Annotated in this window: 20 protein-coding genes and 1 tRNA gene; 18 read left to right on the top strand and 3 right to left on the bottom strand. The window is 44.7% G+C overall.

What is annotated here, in order from left to right:
* Positions 1–31 precede the first annotated feature (31 nt).
* The 5 genes from ABIA61_RS16915 to ABIA61_RS16895 all read left to right on the top strand — a co-directional run bounded on the left by ABIA61_RS16915 (position 32) and on the right by ABIA61_RS16895 (position 2,001).
* Positions 32–122: transfer RNA gene (locus ABIA61_RS16915), tRNA-Ser, on the top strand.
* Positions 123–449: 327 nt separating this feature from the next.
* On the top strand, positions 450–584 hold the full coding sequence (locus ABIA61_RS16910) for a site-specific integrase (RefSeq protein ID WP_404529711.1): 135 nt from the start codon (positions 450–452) through the stop codon (positions 582–584).
* 15 nt (positions 585–599) lie between these two features.
* Positions 600–839, top strand: a complete 240-nt coding sequence (locus ABIA61_RS16905; RefSeq protein ID WP_349361981.1) for a tyrosine-type recombinase/integrase — start codon at positions 600–602, stop codon at positions 837–839.
* A gap of 88 nt (positions 840–927) precedes the next feature.
* Positions 928–1,047 carry a putative holin-like toxin gene (locus ABIA61_RS16900; protein WP_404521407.1) on the top strand — a complete coding sequence of 40 codons (120 nt, stop codon included), beginning with the start codon at positions 928–930 and terminating at the stop codon, positions 1,045–1,047.
* A gap of 396 nt (positions 1,048–1,443) precedes the next feature.
* A complete protein-coding gene (locus tag ABIA61_RS16895) occupies positions 1,444–2,001 on the top strand; it encodes a hypothetical protein (RefSeq protein ID WP_283654018.1) in 558 nt (185 codons plus the stop codon).
* Positions 2,002–2,304: 303 nt separating this feature from the next.
* On the opposite strand, the gene ABIA61_RS16890 is transcribed toward ABIA61_RS16895, so the two are convergent.
* Positions 2,305–2,517, bottom strand: coding sequence for a helix-turn-helix domain-containing protein (locus ABIA61_RS16890; protein WP_192513185.1), 213 nt, complete (start codon positions 2,515–2,517; stop codon positions 2,305–2,307).
* 159 nt (positions 2,518–2,676) lie between these two features.
* Here ABIA61_RS16890 and ABIA61_RS16885 point away from each other — a divergent pair, with 159 nt between their 5' ends.
* The gene (locus ABIA61_RS16885) at positions 2,677–3,042 is read left to right on the top strand and encodes a hypothetical protein (RefSeq protein WP_283654017.1); all 366 of its coding nucleotides are present in this window, start codon (positions 2,677–2,679) and stop codon (positions 3,040–3,042) included.
* Between the two features lie 82 nt (positions 3,043–3,124).
* Here ABIA61_RS16885 and ABIA61_RS16880 read toward each other — a convergent pair whose 3' ends face one another.
* The gene (locus ABIA61_RS16880) at positions 3,125–3,442 is read right to left on the bottom strand and encodes a hypothetical protein (RefSeq protein WP_283654016.1); all 318 of its coding nucleotides are present in this window, start codon (positions 3,440–3,442) and stop codon (positions 3,125–3,127) included.
* Between the two features lie 366 nt (positions 3,443–3,808).
* Positions 3,809–4,003 carry a YjzC family protein gene (locus ABIA61_RS16875; protein ID WP_283654015.1) on the bottom strand — a complete coding sequence of 65 codons (195 nt, stop codon included), beginning with the start codon at positions 4,001–4,003 and terminating at the stop codon, positions 3,809–3,811.
* 319 nt (positions 4,004–4,322) lie between these two features.
* Here ABIA61_RS16875 and rpsF point away from each other — a divergent pair, with 319 nt between their 5' ends.
* The 12 genes from rpsF to ABIA61_RS16815 all read left to right on the top strand — a co-directional run bounded on the left by rpsF (position 4,323) and on the right by ABIA61_RS16815 (position 16,672).
* Positions 4,323–4,607, top strand: a complete 285-nt coding sequence (gene rpsF / locus ABIA61_RS16870) for a 30S ribosomal protein S6 (protein WP_014278989.1) — start codon at positions 4,323–4,325, stop codon at positions 4,605–4,607.
* Between the two features lie 49 nt (positions 4,608–4,656).
* On the top strand, positions 4,657–5,148 hold the full coding sequence (gene ssb, locus ABIA61_RS16865) for a single-stranded DNA-binding protein (protein WP_283654014.1): 492 nt from the start codon (positions 4,657–4,659) through the stop codon (positions 5,146–5,148).
* Positions 5,149–5,169: 21 nt separating this feature from the next.
* Positions 5,170–5,442, top strand: coding sequence for a 30S ribosomal protein S18 (gene rpsR / locus ABIA61_RS16860; RefSeq protein ID WP_013312800.1), 273 nt, complete (start codon positions 5,170–5,172; stop codon positions 5,440–5,442).
* Between the two features lie 536 nt (positions 5,443–5,978).
* Complete coding sequence (locus tag ABIA61_RS16855; protein WP_404581037.1) at positions 5,979–7,712, top strand: ABC transporter substrate-binding protein; 1,734 nt, start codon at positions 5,979–5,981, stop codon at positions 7,710–7,712.
* 71 nt (positions 7,713–7,783) lie between these two features.
* On the top strand, positions 7,784–8,746 hold the full coding sequence (locus ABIA61_RS16850) for an ABC transporter permease (protein WP_044648137.1): 963 nt from the start codon (positions 7,784–7,786) through the stop codon (positions 8,744–8,746).
* Positions 8,747–8,757: 11 nt separating this feature from the next.
* Positions 8,758–9,681 carry an oligopeptide ABC transporter permease gene (gene opp4C / locus ABIA61_RS16845; protein WP_283654012.1) on the top strand — a complete coding sequence of 308 codons (924 nt, stop codon included), beginning with the start codon at positions 8,758–8,760 and terminating at the stop codon, positions 9,679–9,681.
* Positions 9,682–9,694: 13 nt separating this feature from the next.
* Positions 9,695–10,678 (top strand): ABC transporter ATP-binding protein, encoded by a 984-nt coding sequence (locus tag ABIA61_RS16840; protein WP_283654011.1) that lies wholly within the window; start codon positions 9,695–9,697, stop codon positions 10,676–10,678.
* Complete coding sequence (locus tag ABIA61_RS16835; protein ID WP_404581036.1) at positions 10,675–11,640, top strand: ABC transporter ATP-binding protein; 966 nt, start codon at positions 10,675–10,677, stop codon at positions 11,638–11,640. The genes ABIA61_RS16840 and ABIA61_RS16835 overlap by 4 nt, the downstream gene beginning before the upstream one ends.
* Positions 11,641–11,818: 178 nt before the next feature.
* Positions 11,819–12,760, top strand: coding sequence for a D-alanyl-D-alanine carboxypeptidase family protein (locus tag ABIA61_RS16830; protein ID WP_283654009.1), 942 nt, complete (start codon positions 11,819–11,821; stop codon positions 12,758–12,760).
* A gap of 246 nt (positions 12,761–13,006) precedes the next feature.
* Entirely contained in the window at positions 13,007–13,876 is an 870-nt protein-coding gene (locus tag ABIA61_RS16825; RefSeq protein ID WP_404521423.1) for a LysR family transcriptional regulator, read from the top strand.
* 261 nt (positions 13,877–14,137) lie between these two features.
* Positions 14,138–15,058, top strand: a complete 921-nt coding sequence (locus tag ABIA61_RS16820) for an ABC transporter permease (RefSeq protein WP_404581034.1) — start codon at positions 14,138–14,140, stop codon at positions 15,056–15,058.
* A gap of 102 nt (positions 15,059–15,160) precedes the next feature.
* The gene (locus ABIA61_RS16815; protein WP_283654007.1) at positions 15,161–16,672 is read left to right on the top strand and encodes an ABC transporter substrate-binding protein; all 1,512 of its coding nucleotides are present in this window, start codon (positions 15,161–15,163) and stop codon (positions 16,670–16,672) included.
* Positions 16,673–16,679: the final 7 nt, after the last annotated feature.

The following is a 16,679-nucleotide window of genomic DNA, read 5'->3' as shown; positions in this document are numbered from 1 at the left end:
GGCACAATGATGATATAATAAACCTTGCTGCGGAAAGGTACCCAAGAGGTCTAAGGGGGCTGACTCGAAATCAGTTAGGCGTCGCAAGGCGTGCGTGGGTTCGACTCCCACTCTTTCCGCCACTATAATAAATCGCACTGTATCAACGTTTTCAGTACGATATGTGGGTCGAAAGCTATACGATTTTACACGAAAATTGAGCTAGATGATTCCGATATACCTAAATAAATGATTCCGTTAACCTCTTACGCTAAACACGCGTAGGAGGTTTTTTAGTATGGATAAACGTATGGGCCGCAAGACAATTAGCGCGCGTAAACCGTTGCAGACGTGGGGCTATCATCAAACACGCTTGAGGAAGCGTTGGACATTGTTGTTGAGGTGAAATGTGCGTGCGTGTTAGAGAACACTGAGATTAATTACGTGAAAAAGCAAATTTGCTACCAGCGGTGAAGAATAAGAACCGTAAGTCGCGTATTTTACCGTTGTCCACAACTACAATTCGGCTACTAAAACAGTTGTCCACAGAGACAGCAGAGCATTTTGACACGCCATACTTATTCACAACCAATTACGGACAGTAATTAAGTGAAAAGACGATACAGAAATCGTTCGATAAATACGCGGAGAAGGCGAAGCTAGGACGGTCAATGTCGCCGCATGTGTTGAGGCATAATTTCGCTACTATGGCGGCTGAGAATGGAATGTCGATATTTCATCTACAGAAGTTAATGGGGCACGCAGATATTGCAACAATGCGGAAGTATGTACAGATTAGCGAGGGAAGTCTAGCGGATGAGCACCGGAAGCATTCTCCGTTATCGAGACTGCGGAAATGAAAGGAATTTATGTTTGCAAAAAGTAGGATTAGAGCGTAGTTTGTTGTATAACATTCCATAGCAAGACGCACGGTATTGGTGAGGCGTAATGAGTAAATTTGAATCGTTGTCTTTGCTTGTCCAATTTGGAATGCTTATTTTAAGTCTCATTGCTATAATTATTTCTATCGTTAGATTGAACCAAAAGCAGGATAGAAAAAGAGAATAGATAAAAAGGAAATAACCTGCATCTTACCGGACCAGGTTATTTCCACAAAAATTAATTTAGAAAGGCCGTGCGTCTTGTCACTACGGCTTCTTTCTTTTGTCAATTATATTTTACAGCTAATTGCTTAATGATACAACAGGATTATTATTATATTTACTTATATGTTTGCCTAACAACGTGTCTTCATCGTTTGAGACAGAATGATAGGAATTCAAAATAATCGCTTACCCCTTCGTGTGAGGAACGTAGATGGGTCCGTTTTTCTGCGTTTTCTTTTAGTGACAATGGACTAGTACAATGGTATTATTTAGGTAAATTTGAGATGAAGGGGGGATTCTGGGTTGTTGGGCGGATTGTATACGTAATGAGAGATTAAAAAGCGAAGGAGTTGACGAAGTGGCCCTCGAACAAGCCGCGTTTTTCAGTACTAGATCGTTTATGGCCGAAATGTTTAATGATGCTCTTTATTATCTTCAAGAAGGTGAAGCTGCGGAATATGAGTTTGCGCAATATAGATTTTATAGGTCTGCAATTATAAACTTTTGTGCCTCGGCTGAAGCAGCGGTATCAAAAATAGTACATAATCATCTTAGACAGAATGAAGATTCTTTGGAGCACTATGACATTGATTTGCTGAAGAGTCTTAATGACTTTAATGCACCCCCGCCAAAGAGCTTCAGGACAATTAGAAGTAAAATTACAACGGTCGAACGACTACTAAATCAAAAATATACCAAGAAGAATAAAAAATCATATATAGAATTAACTGAGCTGAGAAATAAAATCATCCATTACAACACTTCCTATGCTGCCATTGTATACGAGGATGGGAGTGTGAAAAGAGTGGCGAGTGGGGCTCCTGAAGTTGTCGATGCTTTTATAACTGAGTTGCTCAGATTGTATGGATATAACTCGGTGGAGGGGTTTCATTCAAAGCGTATACCTATTTATTAAGTGTTCTTTTACCGTAATTTCAACCGCAGATCAGGACCTAATTTAACGTTAAAATCACGTATCCCATAGGTTAGACGATGATGATATAGGAGTTGGAGTAGTTCACATTATAATTGGACACTCAAGGTTTGAATTTTTAGCTGGGGGCGACGTTAACTTTTTAAATGTTTTTCTATATATAATAAAATTAGTTGCTGAGGTCGGAACACCCAACCGACACGCCCAAGCGGTCTTAAAAGGGATGGAGAAGATTTTAACTAATTTTCAAAGGATAGGCCTCGTCAATTTGACGGGGCTTTTATATCATTCCTCATCTATGAGTGTGATTATTTCACGAATGTCTGTAATGCCTAATGCATCTGCGATTTCCTCGATATGTTTGAAGTTTATATTTTCTCTCTTTTCATTCGCCAGTTCAGATAGAGCTGCTCTACGGACACCAGTCTTGTGAGACAATTCGTTTAGGGAAATCCCTCTTGCTTTGATTAACTCGCCGAGCATTATCTTTACCTTCATTCCACACACTCCTATTTTATTTTAAAACCCGTTGACTGTACTCATAAGCGTACAATATAATAAAGATAAATGTTGTACGTATAAGCGTACGAATTAAAAAAATAGTCCCTATTATTTTAGGAGCTAAGGCGTTTAGAGGAAGAAAAGGAGGACGGATGTATGAGTAAATCGTTGGGATTGGAATGGGCTTCGATGGTATACGGGCCGTATGATTTGCCGCATATGTATGAGATATTCGAGGGAGTACTTTATAAAGGATGCTACTTCTTCTATCTGGACAATGGTGTGCTATGCCTGCGTCAGGTTCGCAAGTTAGGTCAGCCGGAGCATACACAATTGTTCATCGATGGAGATAGTGCAGGACTACAACTGGCAGTGGGGATTCGGCGTGATTTGATGGAGGTAGTAACTGACATCATCAGAAGCTGGAGGGACAAGAGCGGGCTTACTTTTCTGTTCGATGAATTACTGTGTCTACAAGGAAGGGGAGACATACAACTGAATCTTGTAAAAGACAAGGGTTAGGATGTTCTTCTGAGGTGTCATTACAGCAAAAAAATACCCCTGACAGCAGGAAAATAAGTACCGTCAGGAGCATATTTTGTTGTTATAGCTGGTTTGGCGGGTAGTTATAGCGTTTTGTTTTTTTCGAGCCGGAGATCATCAGTAGGATGGCTGCGATCAAATGTAGTATCCAGCCCACTACGGGGATCCAGGCCAGCAAAGAGGTCAATATCCCCCATACAGAGCCGTAGATCGCTTCCTGATTGCGTAACGACAGGATGAGTGTTACTGCATGCAGGATAAGCATGAATCCCAGAGCCGAGTAACCGGTCCCCATGACAATAGCTCCTCCTACAATCGGTACGGCAAGCACCAATTCGAATATACCTGATATCCACTTTAATATTCGAGAATAACTCATCTTAAAACCTCCGTAAAAGTAGGTCTTTGTACTTGGATATATTCTAGCAGAAGGAGCCGGATTAATCTGCATTTTACCAGTATATGCAAAAAGTCCGATAATGCAACAAAGGAGGACCTCAAAGGTCCTCCATCGTAGGCGATACATTTTTAACAGGATACGATCTGTCCAATCACATCACGAAACTCGGTGTACTGACAAGCAATACCAGTGTTGAAAAGACAGAGTCCTTTTACACAAACCTAACGCTTCTAATGCCCGGAATGGATCTCCTAACAGTTTGTTCGGCTACGTCATCCAACGGAACCACACCTCTCTGTTGTATCGCCTGATTATAATATGGCCCGAATGTCGAGAAAATATACATTAATGAACGCGGGCTTTCGTTTTTTTCTTCCATTTGCGATTATGGTTGGTCGTCTCCGGAAAAGATTCGCCTCTTTCCAGTGTCACTTGCTGCGGGTTTTGAATTTCGGTATGAAAGCTTTTCTCGCCCACTTCCATATACACGCCGTCATTTGGTGCTTTGTCACCTGGCTCAAATTCGGTTTTTTCACCCATAAGGTTGTTCCTCCTTTACTACTTGGATTGAACTGCAACGGTTATTGTGCGCCGATATGAGCAGAAACATCCGGGAACAAGCACACTGAATGTCAGAAAAAAACCGAGTTCTTTCCTATATATAGATAAATCTTACTGTACATATAAAATCGTGAAGAATGGAATGTATGAAGCTGATTTAGCTGATGTACAACACATGAACTCAATTGCAGGTTGCAATCAGCTGCTCGATTTGGTAAACTGTTTTAGTGCGAGTTTAGGCTCGTTCCTTGCTCTCAACCGAGATTGAGGGCCTTATGTCCATAAGGAGGTGTAAAGAATGCGCAAATATGAAGTGATGTACATTATTCGTCCTGACATTGAACAAGAAGCTGTTCAAGCGGCAGTCGATAAATTCCAAGGTATCATCTCCAACGGCGGTGGCGAAATTACGAGTCACGATGTAACTAAACGCCGTCTTGCGTATGAGATTAAGAAATTCCGTGATGGTTCTTTCGTTCTGGTAAACTTCACAGCAGAACCTGCTGTAGTTGCTGAGCTTGAGCGTATCATGAAAATTTCTGACGAAGTAATTCGTTATCTCATTACGAACGACGTAGCTTAATTATTGTACGTGATTATGTAATGAACAACGCTCAAAGGAGGGGATTGGATTGTTGAACCGTGTCATTCTGATCGGTCGTTTGACCAAAGATCCGGAGCTGCGCTATACACCGTCTGGTGTAGCAGTAACCCAGTTCACCCTGGCTGTAGACCGTCCGTTTACGAGTCAAGGCGGCGAACGGGAAGCGGATTTCTTGCCGATCGTAACCTGGCGTCAGCTTGCTGAAACATGCGCTAACTATCTTCGCAAAGGTCGTTTAACGGCTGTTGAAGGCCGTGTTCAGGTGCGTAATTATGAGAACAATGAAGGAAAGCGTGTATACGTGACTGAAATTGTAGCTGATAATGTGCGTTTCCTGGAATCTAACCGCGATAGCGGTAACGGTGGCGGCAATAGCGGTGGAGCTGCGCGTGAGGAGTCTCCTTTCGGAGGCGGTAACAGCAATAGTGGACGCGGGAATAATAACTCGCGAAACAATCAGGATCCTTTTTCCGATGACGGAAAACCGATCGATATTTCGGATGATGATCTACCATTTTAATTGGGAAAGGACTGACAAAGAATGGGCTTCAGACAAAGAGAAGGCGGAGACGATAACAAAAGACCAGCTCGTCGTGGTGGTCGCAACAAACGTCGTAAAGTATGTTTCTTCACTGTGAACAAAATTACTCACATTGACTATAAAGATACAGACCTGCTTAAAAAATTCATCAGCGAACGTGGAAAAATTCTTCCTCGTCGTGTGACTGGAACAAGCGCGAAATATCAACGTATGTTGACAATCGCGGTTAAACGTTCCCGTCAAATCGCATTGCTTCCTTACACTACTGAATAGTAGTTTCATGGAAGAGAAAAAGAGGCGCTCCCGATTTCGGGAGCGCCTCTTTTATGATTTTTCTTATTGACAACAAGTCCCATGTATTGTAACTTACTAATAATACAATCCATGTTTAACCATTATGCTTAGCTCGGCTTTTCTAGTCGCATTTGTGATCGCATGTTCCCCCAACTCGCCAGAGTATACATTTAGATTTCTGAAATGTTATTTTATATTACATGGTAACTAATATTATCGGTAATTTTTTGAAATAAAATTCATAAACTTTACAAAAAAAGATAGTTTGCATTTTTACATTACACAAAAAAAGATATTGACGTGATATTAATTTACACTTAAGATAAGCCTTAATAAAAATATAATGGTTATCAGAACCCTAAATTGACCAAAGGTCTAAAACACGTGTTTACGCTATCATTGGTAACGGTAAGGAGGATGCACAGATATCATTTTCAAACCTCAAGCTTTAACGAATCAACGCAGGAAAGAGACAGGCTGTTAAATAAAAGAACCGACTAAGGGGGATGAATAGAATGGTGCAAACGAAGAAATGGGTTTCTTTGCTTATGGCGCTTACGATCGTTGGTGTTCTGTTTGCAGGATGTAGCGGAGGTGCTAATGAAGCACAGCCGGGCAATACGGATAATAAAACAGAGGGTAAAGAAAGCAGCCCACAAGTCACGGAGGGTGTTATTAAAGCAAGTGATCTGACGCAAAATCCGCCTGGTGCTACGAACCGGAAGGATAACATTGTGGTAGGTATGGTATCACCTAAAGGGGTATTTAACCCGTTGTTCTGGCAAACAACTTACGATCTATATGTAGTCAGAACGTTATTTGATTCCTTTTTACAGGTGAAAGCGGATGGTACATACGAAAATAGCTTGGCTGACAAGATTGATGTATCTCAGGATGGCTTGAAATACACGTTCCACCTGAAGCCAGGTGTGAAGTATAGTGACGGGACACCAGTAACGGTGAAGGATTATGCTTTTGTCCTGAAGGTACTGCATGATCCGAATTACGATGGAGAAACCGATATTCTGTCCTTCAAAATTAAAGGCGGCAAGGAATATCATGATGGCAAGGCGAATGATATCTCCGGTATCAAGGTCATTGATGATAATACGGTAGAGGTAACCGTTACAGAAGCAACAGCTTATACAAAGGATTTTCTGGGTGAGCAATACTTCATGCCAGAAGCTTATTATGGAAAAGGTTTCAAAAAGGGCAACCTGGACAGCATCAAGGCGCTTAATAATAAGCCAATCGGCTCCGGGCAGTATGTGTTGAAAAGCTTCTCCCCGGGTCAACAAGTCGTACTTGAAGCCAATCCAAACTACTTCAAGGGCGCACCGAAGGTAAAATCGGTTATTTTCAAAACCACGACAGACGAAACCAACTTGTCTATGCTGCAAACGGGTGAGACCGATATAGACAATGTTACGGTTACAGAAGATAACGTAGAGGAATTGAAATCTCTGGGCTTCCTGGACGTGAATATTATGCCGACCAACGGCTACGGATATATTGCATTTAATCACAAAGAAAAGAAATTTCAGGACCCTAAGGTGCGCCAAGCTCTGACCATTGGTTTGAACCGGAAGGAGATTGTGGAAGGGGTGTACGGTCCGTATGCGAACGTCATTAACATTCCACAGTCTACAGAAGCCTGGTCTTATACGAATGAAGGCATTAACAAATATGAGTTTGATACCGCTAAAGCAAAGGCTCTGCTGGATGAGGCTGGCTGGAAGGTTGGAGCGGACGGTATCCGTGAGAAGGATGGTGAAAAGTTTACCATTAACTTCTCAGCGACTGCGGATAATCCAGTAGTAGAGGCCTTGCTGCCGATTATGTCCAACAACTACAAGGAACTGGGCATTAAGCTGAATTCTGAAACACTGGATTTTAACGCGATTATGGATAAAAAAGATACGGGCAAGTTCGATATGTTCTTTGCCGCCTGGGGATTGACACCTGATCCAGATACAACGGTCTACCTGACCAACGGCTCACAAAATGATGTTGGCTACTCCAATAAAAAGGTCGATGAGCTGACGATTGCGGGTAAAAAGGAATTGGATCAAGAGAAACGTAAAGTGATTTACAAGGAGCTTTATCAAGAGCTGAACAAGGATTTGCCAGCCATTTTTATGTATCAGCGCAGAGATATGTGGCCAGTTAATGGGCGTGTATCCGGCTTAGAAATTACACCATACAAAGATTTTGAATTCAGTCTGTATAACGCTCAGCTCGCTCAATAAGGGTTGCCAATCGTATGCTCAGCTCTCACGGGCTGGGCATATCAATTCTTTATTTGTCTGGAGGAATGATTATGAAGCAGTATATTATTCGAAGACTGCTGCAACTCATCCCCACACTCATTGGCATATCCATTATCGTATTTGCGATTTCAGCCATGGTGCCGGGTGATTATATTACAGCCAAGCAGAACCCGAATATGACCGCCGAAAAGGCACAGCAGCTACGACATATCTACGGGTTGGATAAGCCGGAGTACCAACGCTATTTTATATGGGCGGGTAATATGCTGAAGGGTAATATGGGGGATTCATTACAGCATAAGCAGCCGGTAACGAAGGTCATTGGCAATTATGTATGGAACTCTTTTATTATCGCTTTTTTCAGTCTTATTTTTAGCTGGCTGATTGCAGTTGTTGCCGGGGTATTTTCAGCCAAGTTCCAATACTCGTTATTCGATAAATTCGTCACGCTATTCATATTTTTGTGCATGTCGCTGCCGTCTTTCTTTATCGGTCTTTTGGTGATCAAAATATTTGCACTGGAATGGGGTATTTTCCCGGTTGGCGGCATGACAACTGCAGGAATGGAGCCAGGCTCATGGGCTTATATCGTGGATGTTCTCAAGCACATGTTCCTGCCAACGCTCGTTCTTACGATGCTGAGCACAGGCAGTCTAACCCGGTATTTCCGTACAGGTATGCTGGAGGTTATTCGTCAGGATTATATTCGCACCGCACGCGCTAAGGGCTTGAAGGAACGGACGGTTATTTTCAAGCATGCTCTGCGCAACGCACTGATTCCAGCTATCACGCTGCTTGGCTTTGAGCTTCCCGCCTTATTTGGCGGGGCGATGATTTTGGAGAAGGTGTTTGTGTGGCCAGGTGTGGGTCAGGTTTATCTGGAGTCGATCAGTATGCGGGATTATCCGTTTATGCTGGGCTTCACTATTTTTCTGGCGGTCCTTACGCTCATTGGTAATTTGCTCTCGGATGTATTGTATGGCATGGCAGATCCAAGAATTCGCTTGAAGTAGGAGGGATACTATTGCCCGCAGAAACAGTCACGATTGAAACCAATCAAAAGGCGGCGATCCGTCCTGAAGCGTCTCCATGGAGAATCGCCGTTCGCCGTTTTAACCAGAACCATTTGGCTTTAGCTGGACTCATTATATTGATTCTTATGGTGATCATTTGCATATTTGGGCCGATGATTTCACCTTATCATCTGGATGATTACAAGCTATCTGACAAAAATTTAGCCCCGAATGCCCAATACTGGCTCGGTACGGATAAGTTTGGCAGAGATATTTTGCTGCGTACGATGCTGGCTGGCCGTATTTCTTTGACGGTGGGGTTGGTGGCCACGTTTATTTCGGTTGTGATCGGTGCGACGTTGGGTGCACTGGCAGGATTCTATCGTAAAGGCGTGGATACGATCATTATGCGGATTGCCGATATTTTTATGGCATTGCCTACATTGCCGCTGCTGATTATTTTAGGTGCCGTTCTGTCCGATTTAAAGGTTGATCCAGCGAACCGGATTTATTTTCTGATGCTCATTATCGGGGTCTTGAGCTGGACGAGCTTGTCCCGTCTGGTCAGGGGACAGATTCTTACGCTGCGTGAACAGGAGTTCATGCAAGCGACGGAAGCGCTCGGCTTGAGAGACCGCCGCAAAATATTCCGTCATCTGCTGCCGAATACGATTCCTACTATTATAGTTACAGCTACGCTCGGGGTGGCCGGGGCGATTATCACGGAGTCAGCGCTCAGTTATCTGGGGATCGGCGTTGTGCCGCCCACACCTTCGTGGGGAAATATGATTTCGGCTGCGAACAATCTGATCGACTTCCGCAAACGGCCCTGGATATGGGTTCCACCAGGAATGTGTATTTTGATTACGGTTGTAGCAATTAACCTGATTGGCGACGGTTTGCGCGATGCACTGGATCCTAAAATGAAGAAGTAGGAGACGAACGTTTATGGAAAATGCTTTGATTGAATTTCGTAACCTGAAAACCCACTTTCATACCTCTAGCGGAACTGTCAAAGCGGTCAATGACGTCAGTTTTAAAATACGTGAGGGTGAAACGCTCTGTGTGGTAGGCGAATCCGGCTGCGGCAAAAGTGTAACAGCCATGACGATGATGCGGCTGATTGATTCCCCACACACCTCGGACGGTGAAATCTGGTTTGAGGGCAAAAACCTGTTAACGCTGAATAAAGGTCAGATGCAACAAATTCGCGGCAATGACATTTCAATTATTTTTCAGGAGCCGATGTCTTCGCTGAATCCAGTGCTCACCATTGGAGAACAGATTACCGAGCCGCTGCTGATGCATACATTAATGAGTAAAAAGGAAGCACATAACCGGGCGATTGAGCTGATCAATCTGGTTGGTATTTCGCGTCCGAAGGAAATATTTCATTCGTATCCGCATGAACTGAGTGGTGGTATGCGCCAGCGGATCATGATTGCTATCGCACTGAGTTGTAATCCGAAGCTGCTCATTGCGGATGAACCGACAACGGCACTGGACGTTACGATTCAGGCGCAAATTCTCGATCTGATGCGGGATTTGAAGGATAAACTCAAAACGTCTATTATGCTGATTACGCATGATCTAGGTGTAGTGGCTGAAATGGCCGATTATGTGGTCGTCATGTATGCCGGGAACGTGATTGAAGAGGCCCCCGTCATTGAGCTGTTCAAGAATCCGCAGCATCCATATACGCAAGGGTTATTGAAGGCGAAGCCCGTCATTAATCAGAAGATTGATCGGCTGTATTCGATCCCTGGTCAGGTTCCCAACCCGATTGAGCTGGAGGAAAACTGTCATTTTCATGATCGGTGTGCGCATTGTATGCAAATCTGTAAGGATCAGGCCCCTCCCCTGCACGAAAAGAAGAACGGTCATAAGGTTGCCTGCTGGCTATATGAGGAAGAAGGAGGGCAACGGGTATGAGCGAGCCTTTAATTCAAGTGGAAGGTCTGAAAAAATATTTCCCGATCACAGGCGGGATTTTTCAGCGTACCGTGGGACATGTGAAAGCGGTCGATGATGTGTCTTTTAACATCCATAAGGGAGAGTCCTTCGGTCTGGTAGGAGAATCCGGTTGTGGCAAAAGCACGATTGGGCGTACGATTCTCAGACTGATGGATAAGACAGAGGGATCAGTGCGATACAAGGGAGAGGACTTGCATGCGTTAAGCAAGGAGCAGATTCGTGCGCTTCGTCCGAAGCTGCAAATTGTCTTTCAGGACCCTTTTAGCTCATTGAATCCGAGAATTAAGGTAGGTGAAGCCATCGGGGAAGCACTGCTGGATCACGGATTGATTGACCGTAGCAAGCTGCGGAAAAAGGTGAACGAGACGCTGGATATCTGCGGGCTATCCTCCTATCACTATGATCGGTATCCGCATGAGTTCTCTGGCGGTCAGCGTCAGCGGATCGGGATTGCGCGGGCTTTGATTTTGAATCCTGATTTTATCGTGGCTGACGAGCCAGTATCTGCACTTGATGTGTCTATTCAGGCTCAGATCATTAACTTGTTAAGTGATTTGCAGCAGGAACGGCAGTTGACTTATCTGTTCATCTCGCATGATCTGAGTGTGGTCGAGCATCTATGCAGCCGTATCGGTGTGATGTATCTAGGCTCGATGGTGGAGTTAACTTCCAAAGAGGAGCTCTTCCGCAATCCGCTTCATCCGTATACGAAGGCGCTGCTGTCGGCGGTTCCCATTCCCGATCCTACGATCAAGAGACAACGGATTGTGCTAAAAGGGGACATTCCTTCCCCGGCGAATCCGCCGTCAGGCTGCAAGTTCCATACACGTTGTCCTATGACGGAGGCCCGTTGTAAAACGGAAATTCCAGCGTATCGGGATGCGGGCGATCAGCATTTTGTGGCCTGTCATTTTGCCTAGAAACATAGTAGAAAGCCTTTTTGAATCATTTGACTTATAAAAATCTGTCAGCCTGCAAGCAGGAATTGGCGGGTTTTTTGCTGTGGAATGTAAAAGACAAAAAAATTGTATCTTTTTTTCGAAAAGTTGCAGACAAAATGGATTTTTCATCGTCTAATAAAGTATGGGGGTTATTACGATGATGAAAAAATACTGGTTACGTTGGGCTATTGTTGTCCCGGTACTTATTATATTGATTTTTATTACACTTGGACCAAGGCTGCTGGTCGGTAAGCCGGATGTGGATGCAGGAGCTGCGGTGCTGATGGACATGCAGACGGGAGAATTGTTGATGGATGTGAATGGCGATACGCCTATGCCTTCCGCAAATATGTCCAAGCTCATGACCGAGCTGCTGGTGCTGGAGGATATTCGTGCCGGGCGGTTGGGCTGGAATGATGAAGTGAAAATCAGCCGTTACGCAAGTACAGTAGGTGGTGTAAATCTGTCACTCCGATATGGTGAAAGGCTGACGGTGTCCGAACTGTTCCAGAGCATGGTTGTGTATTCGGCTAATGACGCGGCTGTGGCACTGGCGGAGCGCTCAGCAGGCAGTGAACCGGCTTTTGTGAAGCGTATGAACGATAAGGCGGCTAAGATTGGATTGACGTCCTACAGCCAATTCAGCAATGCGTCAGGAGCGGGGCAGAGTGAGTTGGGTCCTAACCATCCCGAGAATATTCGGGGAGAAACGCAAATGACGGCAAGCGATACGGCGAAGCTGGCCTCCTACCTTATTACGTCGCATCCGGAGATTTTGAGAACGTCCAGCCGTACGCAGATGGAATTGAAGGATAAGGGCATCTATATTAGTAATACGAACTGGATGCTGCCTTCCTTGGCGGGACCCTACTCTTACGCAGGAACGGATGGACTGAAAGCGGGATACACCAGCGATGCGGGATATTGCTTCACTGGTACAGCCGAACAGCATGGCAGAAGGCTGGTTGCTGTAGTGCTGGGGGCACCGAGCAAGGAGGAACGCTTCGAGCAGACACGGAAGCTGTTCGACTATGGTTTCGCTCTGTCTACCTCTTTCCCGGTACGACTGCAAAATTTGGCTAAGCTGACTTCGCGCTAAGGTAAGGAACGACTTTAAAAGCTTCATAGGGGGAACCTCGGATTGATGATGGGATTGCACACCCAATGACCCCAAAAATGAAAACTAGAGTAGAAGCCCCTTTTGCAGATTCAGTGTAGGAGGGTCTTTTTGTTGTTTTTCGGAATGACGGTTTGGTATAGTGTGGGGAAAAAGCGTATGTCGCAGAGGAGGAAGAATACATACGATTGGGCACTGGAAGTAGAATGGGAGAAGGAGGGAATGGGTATGGAAGACCGGGATTGGCATCTATTACAGGCTTTATATACACATAAAAATATTACGAAAACAGCCCAGAGCATGTTTATGTCACAGCCTGCTTTGACCAGTCGGCTCCAGCATATTGAAAAGGAGTTCGGCATTACGATTGTACAGCGGGGAAGGCGGGGGGTTAATTTCACTCCCCAAGGGGAATATATGGCGCTGACTGCCGAAGAAATGTTGAAAAAATATCAAAAGATAAAAGATGATCTGCTCAATATGGAAGAGAAGGTTACTGGGACGTTAAGGCTGGGAGCGGGCTTCTTTTTCACTAAAAATAAGCTGCCCAAGGTTCTGAAAATGTTCAAGGAGCGTTATCCTGATGTCGAATTCAAAGTCATAGCGGGGCAGAGTAAAAGAATCCATCAATTGATTTTTAATCAAGATATTCATATTGGCTTTATCCGGGGGGGTTATTCATGGAAAGATGAGAAGCATTTTTTATTTCAGGACACCCTGTGCATTGTTTCTAAAAGTGAAATTGATCTGAGCGATCTGCCCAATCGACCCCGAATTGACTATGGTACGGATTATGTATTGAAAGCATCCATAGACAACTGGTGGGCTGAGAATTATTCGGTGCCTCCCTTGGTAGGTATGGAAGTAGATCAGGTGGACGCCTGTCGGGAGATGGTCATGAATGGTCTGGGCTATGCGATTATGCCGAGTATGTATTTTGATGAAGAGGATATTACGAAGGTGGAAATGAAGAATCAGGAAGGGAAGCCTGTCCACCGCAATACGTGGATGTTTTACCATGGGGAGTCGTTGCAATTGAACGTGGTGAAGGCTTTTGTGAGCTTTGTCAAAGATCTGGATTTTCAGAACATACGGTGATGGATAAGAACTGTCATAGCTATTTGATATGGCGGGGCATCAGAAAATTCGATTTTAACGGATATGGTTTCTATATTACAGTAGTAGTAAGCATAACGGAGGCAGCACTATTTTGACCGTCTATACAGTCGGCTGGAATAGGGCGTTATTTTTAATCTAAAATCTCATTAAACCTATGAGTAAAGTTTATTTAATATTATTATATTCGATGGAGGCGAATGAGAAGGAAGGCCGGAATTAGTTGATAGAGGATGTGAATCCGTGAGTAAGTATATTGGAAAAACGTTGCTGCAAGTGGTACCGGTGCTTTTTATTATCACACTGATTGTATTCATTCTTGTGCATATAACAGGTGATCCGGTGGCGATGATGCTACCAGATACGGCAACAGCTGAGGATCGGAGGATATTGACGGAGGCGCTTGGTCTGGATCAGCCGCTGTATGTGCAGTATTATATTTTTCTGTCTAATTTGGTACAAGGGGATTTTGGTACTTCCTTCCGTTACAGTGAACCTGCGTTGCCTATCGTTCTGGAGAGGTTGCCTGCCAGCTTTGAGTTAGCGGTTGCATCGATGATTATTGCTTGCTGTCTCGCTATTCCTCTGGGGATATGGTCTGCGGTGAAGCGTAATTCCTTCATTGATATCTTCATTTCGGGTGTATCCGTACTGGGTAAAGCCATGCCGAATTTTTGGGTAGGCATCATGCTGATTCTGGTCGTAGCTGTTCATTGGGGCTGGACTCCGGTATCTGGAAGAGGGGGCTTGTCTCATTTGATCTTACCGGCGATTACATTGGGGACAGGGATAGCAGCGGAAATGACCCGATTAATCCGTTCCAGTATGCTGGAAATCATCGGACAGGACTATATCCGAACCGCTCGAAGCAAAGGAATTAGGGAAATGATCGTGATTAACAAGCATGCCCTCCGCAATGCATTAATTCCGGTGGTGACGATAACCGGGCTGCAATTCACTAATTTGGTGGGTGGATCACTGGTGACCGAGACTATATTTTCCTGGCCCGGCATGGGGCAACTGATTGTGCAGGCGATTAATACTCATGATATGGCGATCATTCAGGCTTCGGTATTCGTAGTAGCCATTATGGTCATTCTGATCACGGTCATTACGGATATTGCCTATAAAGTTCTGGATCCTCGTATTAAGTACAATGAATAATAGCGAAGGCTCTATTTTTTTAAATTTTAAACCAACTAAACAAGTGGAAAAAATAAGTTTTCGGGGAACTCGAAGAAAAATAGAAGAGGCAGGTAGAAGAGGATGCGGAAAATAGCTTGGGTATGGCTGATGTTAGTTTTGGCGGTGACGGGATGCACCAGTACGAACGGATCGGTACAGGAAAAGACGCTGACGATCGGCAACACGATTGATAACGTAACGTTCGATATCCATGATCATGGAAATACGCAGACAGAATCAATTCATGTCAATATATTTGAATATTTGGTGAAGAAGGATGGCAATGATCCACAAAAAAAACTACCGGGGCTCGCTACATCCTGGAAGCGGACGGATGACAAGACATGGAGATTCGAGCTGCGGAAGGGAGTCAAGTTTCATAACGGAGATCCATTCACCGCCGCAGATGTGAAGTTTACACTGGAGCGCGTAGCCAAAGATAAATCGCTCGTGGATTATTCATCTTATTCCGGTATCCAGCAGGTGAACGTTATTGATGATTATACTGTGGACATCATTACGAAAGGACCTGACCCGATTCTGTTGGGTCGCTTAAGCAGAATTAGCTCAGGGATCCTGCCAGCAGCTTATTTTCAAAAACAGGGTGTAGAAGGATTCATCCGAAATCCGGTGGGCACAGGCCCGTACAAGTTGGATAAATGGATTAAGGACGACCGTGTGGAGTTGGTCAAAAATACAGACTATTACGGAGACAAGCCCCAATGGGATCGTCTGGTGTTCCGTACGATTCCTGAATCCACGACCCGTATATCCGAGCTGTTGACAGGCGCTATTGATATTGCTGTCATCATCCCGCCGGGGGATATCCAGCGTGTACAGGATAGCGGATCAACTTACTATACTGATAAGGATAGCGCGCGGGTCCAAAGCTTGCTGGTGCGTCAGACACCCGGAGTCGTAACCGCTAATCCCAAAGTGCGGGAAGCTATTGAGCTGGCTATTGATAAGAAGGGACTCGTAGACAATGTACTTGGTGGGGCAGGAGTTCCCACACAGGAGGCGATTGGCCCGGGTATCCTGGGACATGAACCCAAGCTGTTCAATACGAATGTCTATAATCCTGAACGTGCCAAGCAATTATTGGTGGAAGCAGGATATCCGAATGGGGTGGAGCTGACGTTGAGCAGTCCGGCCAGTACGAAGGAGGTCGCTGAGACGATCGCTGCATATTTGACAGAGGTCAACTTCAAGGTGAAGCTTGAAATTCTGGAACAGACGCAATATAAACAACGGGATAACTCCAATACCTTTAAGGAACTGGCGCTCCAGGGTAAAGGCAACTCCATGTTTGAGTCACCACTTCCGCTGGAAGTATTTACAACGGAAAATGCCAAAGGCCAGACCGATTATAGCAACCCGGAGGTCGACAAGCTTCTGAAAGACGCTGCTACCAATCTGGATGATCAGAAGAGAGCAGAGCAGTACCAAAAAGCACAGGAGATTCTGGCGGTGGATCGCCCTCGAATTTTCTTGTACCAGAACAAGTTCAATTATGGTGTCAGTAACCGGGTGGAGCTTACTCCACGTGTGGACGAGATGTTCTATGCAGATGATATTAAGCTGAAAGAATAGTCGGATA

Origin of the sequence: Paenibacillus sp. RC21 (assembly GCF_044907935.1) — a bacterium.
In the GTDB taxonomy this organism is placed as follows: Bacteria; Bacillota; Bacilli; order Paenibacillales; family Paenibacillaceae; genus Paenibacillus; species Paenibacillus terrae_A.
The sequence above is the reverse complement of the archived record's forward strand: the minus strand, read 5'-3'. Positions and strand labels throughout refer to the sequence as shown.

What these genes read in the sequence shown, in the direction of transcription:
- ABIA61_RS16900 (WP_404521407.1), top strand. Translation starts at nt 928, where the DNA reads ATGAGTAAATTTGAATCGTTGTCTTTGCTTGTCCAATTTGGAATGCTT.
- ABIA61_RS16890 (WP_192513185.1), bottom strand. Translation starts at nt 2,517, where the DNA reads ATGAAGGTAAAGATAATGCTCGGCGAGTTAATCAAAGCAAGAGGGATT.
- ABIA61_RS16885 (WP_283654017.1), top strand. Translation starts at nt 2,677, where the DNA reads ATGAGTAAATCGTTGGGATTGGAATGGGCTTCGATGGTATACGGGCCG.
- ABIA61_RS16880 (WP_283654016.1), bottom strand. Translation starts at nt 3,442, where the DNA reads ATGAGTTATTCTCGAATATTAAAGTGGATATCAGGTATATTCGAATTG.
- ABIA61_RS16875 (WP_283654015.1), bottom strand. Translation starts at nt 4,003, where the DNA reads ATGGGTGAAAAAACCGAATTTGAGCCAGGTGACAAAGCACCAAATGAC.
- rpsF (WP_014278989.1), top strand. Translation starts at nt 4,323, where the DNA reads ATGCGCAAATATGAAGTGATGTACATTATTCGTCCTGACATTGAACAA.
- rpsR (WP_013312800.1), top strand. Translation starts at nt 5,170, where the DNA reads ATGGGCTTCAGACAAAGAGAAGGCGGAGACGATAACAAAAGACCAGCT.
- ABIA61_RS16855 (WP_404581037.1), top strand. Translation starts at nt 5,979, where the DNA reads ATGGTGCAAACGAAGAAATGGGTTTCTTTGCTTATGGCGCTTACGATC.
- ABIA61_RS16850 (WP_044648137.1), top strand. Translation starts at nt 7,784, where the DNA reads ATGAAGCAGTATATTATTCGAAGACTGCTGCAACTCATCCCCACACTC.
- ABIA61_RS16840 (WP_283654011.1), top strand. Translation starts at nt 9,695, where the DNA reads ATGGAAAATGCTTTGATTGAATTTCGTAACCTGAAAACCCACTTTCAT.
- ABIA61_RS16835 (WP_404581036.1), top strand. Translation starts at nt 10,675, where the DNA reads ATGAGCGAGCCTTTAATTCAAGTGGAAGGTCTGAAAAAATATTTCCCG.
- ABIA61_RS16830 (WP_283654009.1), top strand. Translation starts at nt 11,819, where the DNA reads ATGATGAAAAAATACTGGTTACGTTGGGCTATTGTTGTCCCGGTACTT.
- ABIA61_RS16825 (WP_404521423.1), top strand. Translation starts at nt 13,007, where the DNA reads ATGGAAGACCGGGATTGGCATCTATTACAGGCTTTATATACACATAAA.
- ABIA61_RS16815 (WP_283654007.1), top strand. Translation starts at nt 15,161, where the DNA reads ATGCGGAAAATAGCTTGGGTATGGCTGATGTTAGTTTTGGCGGTGACG.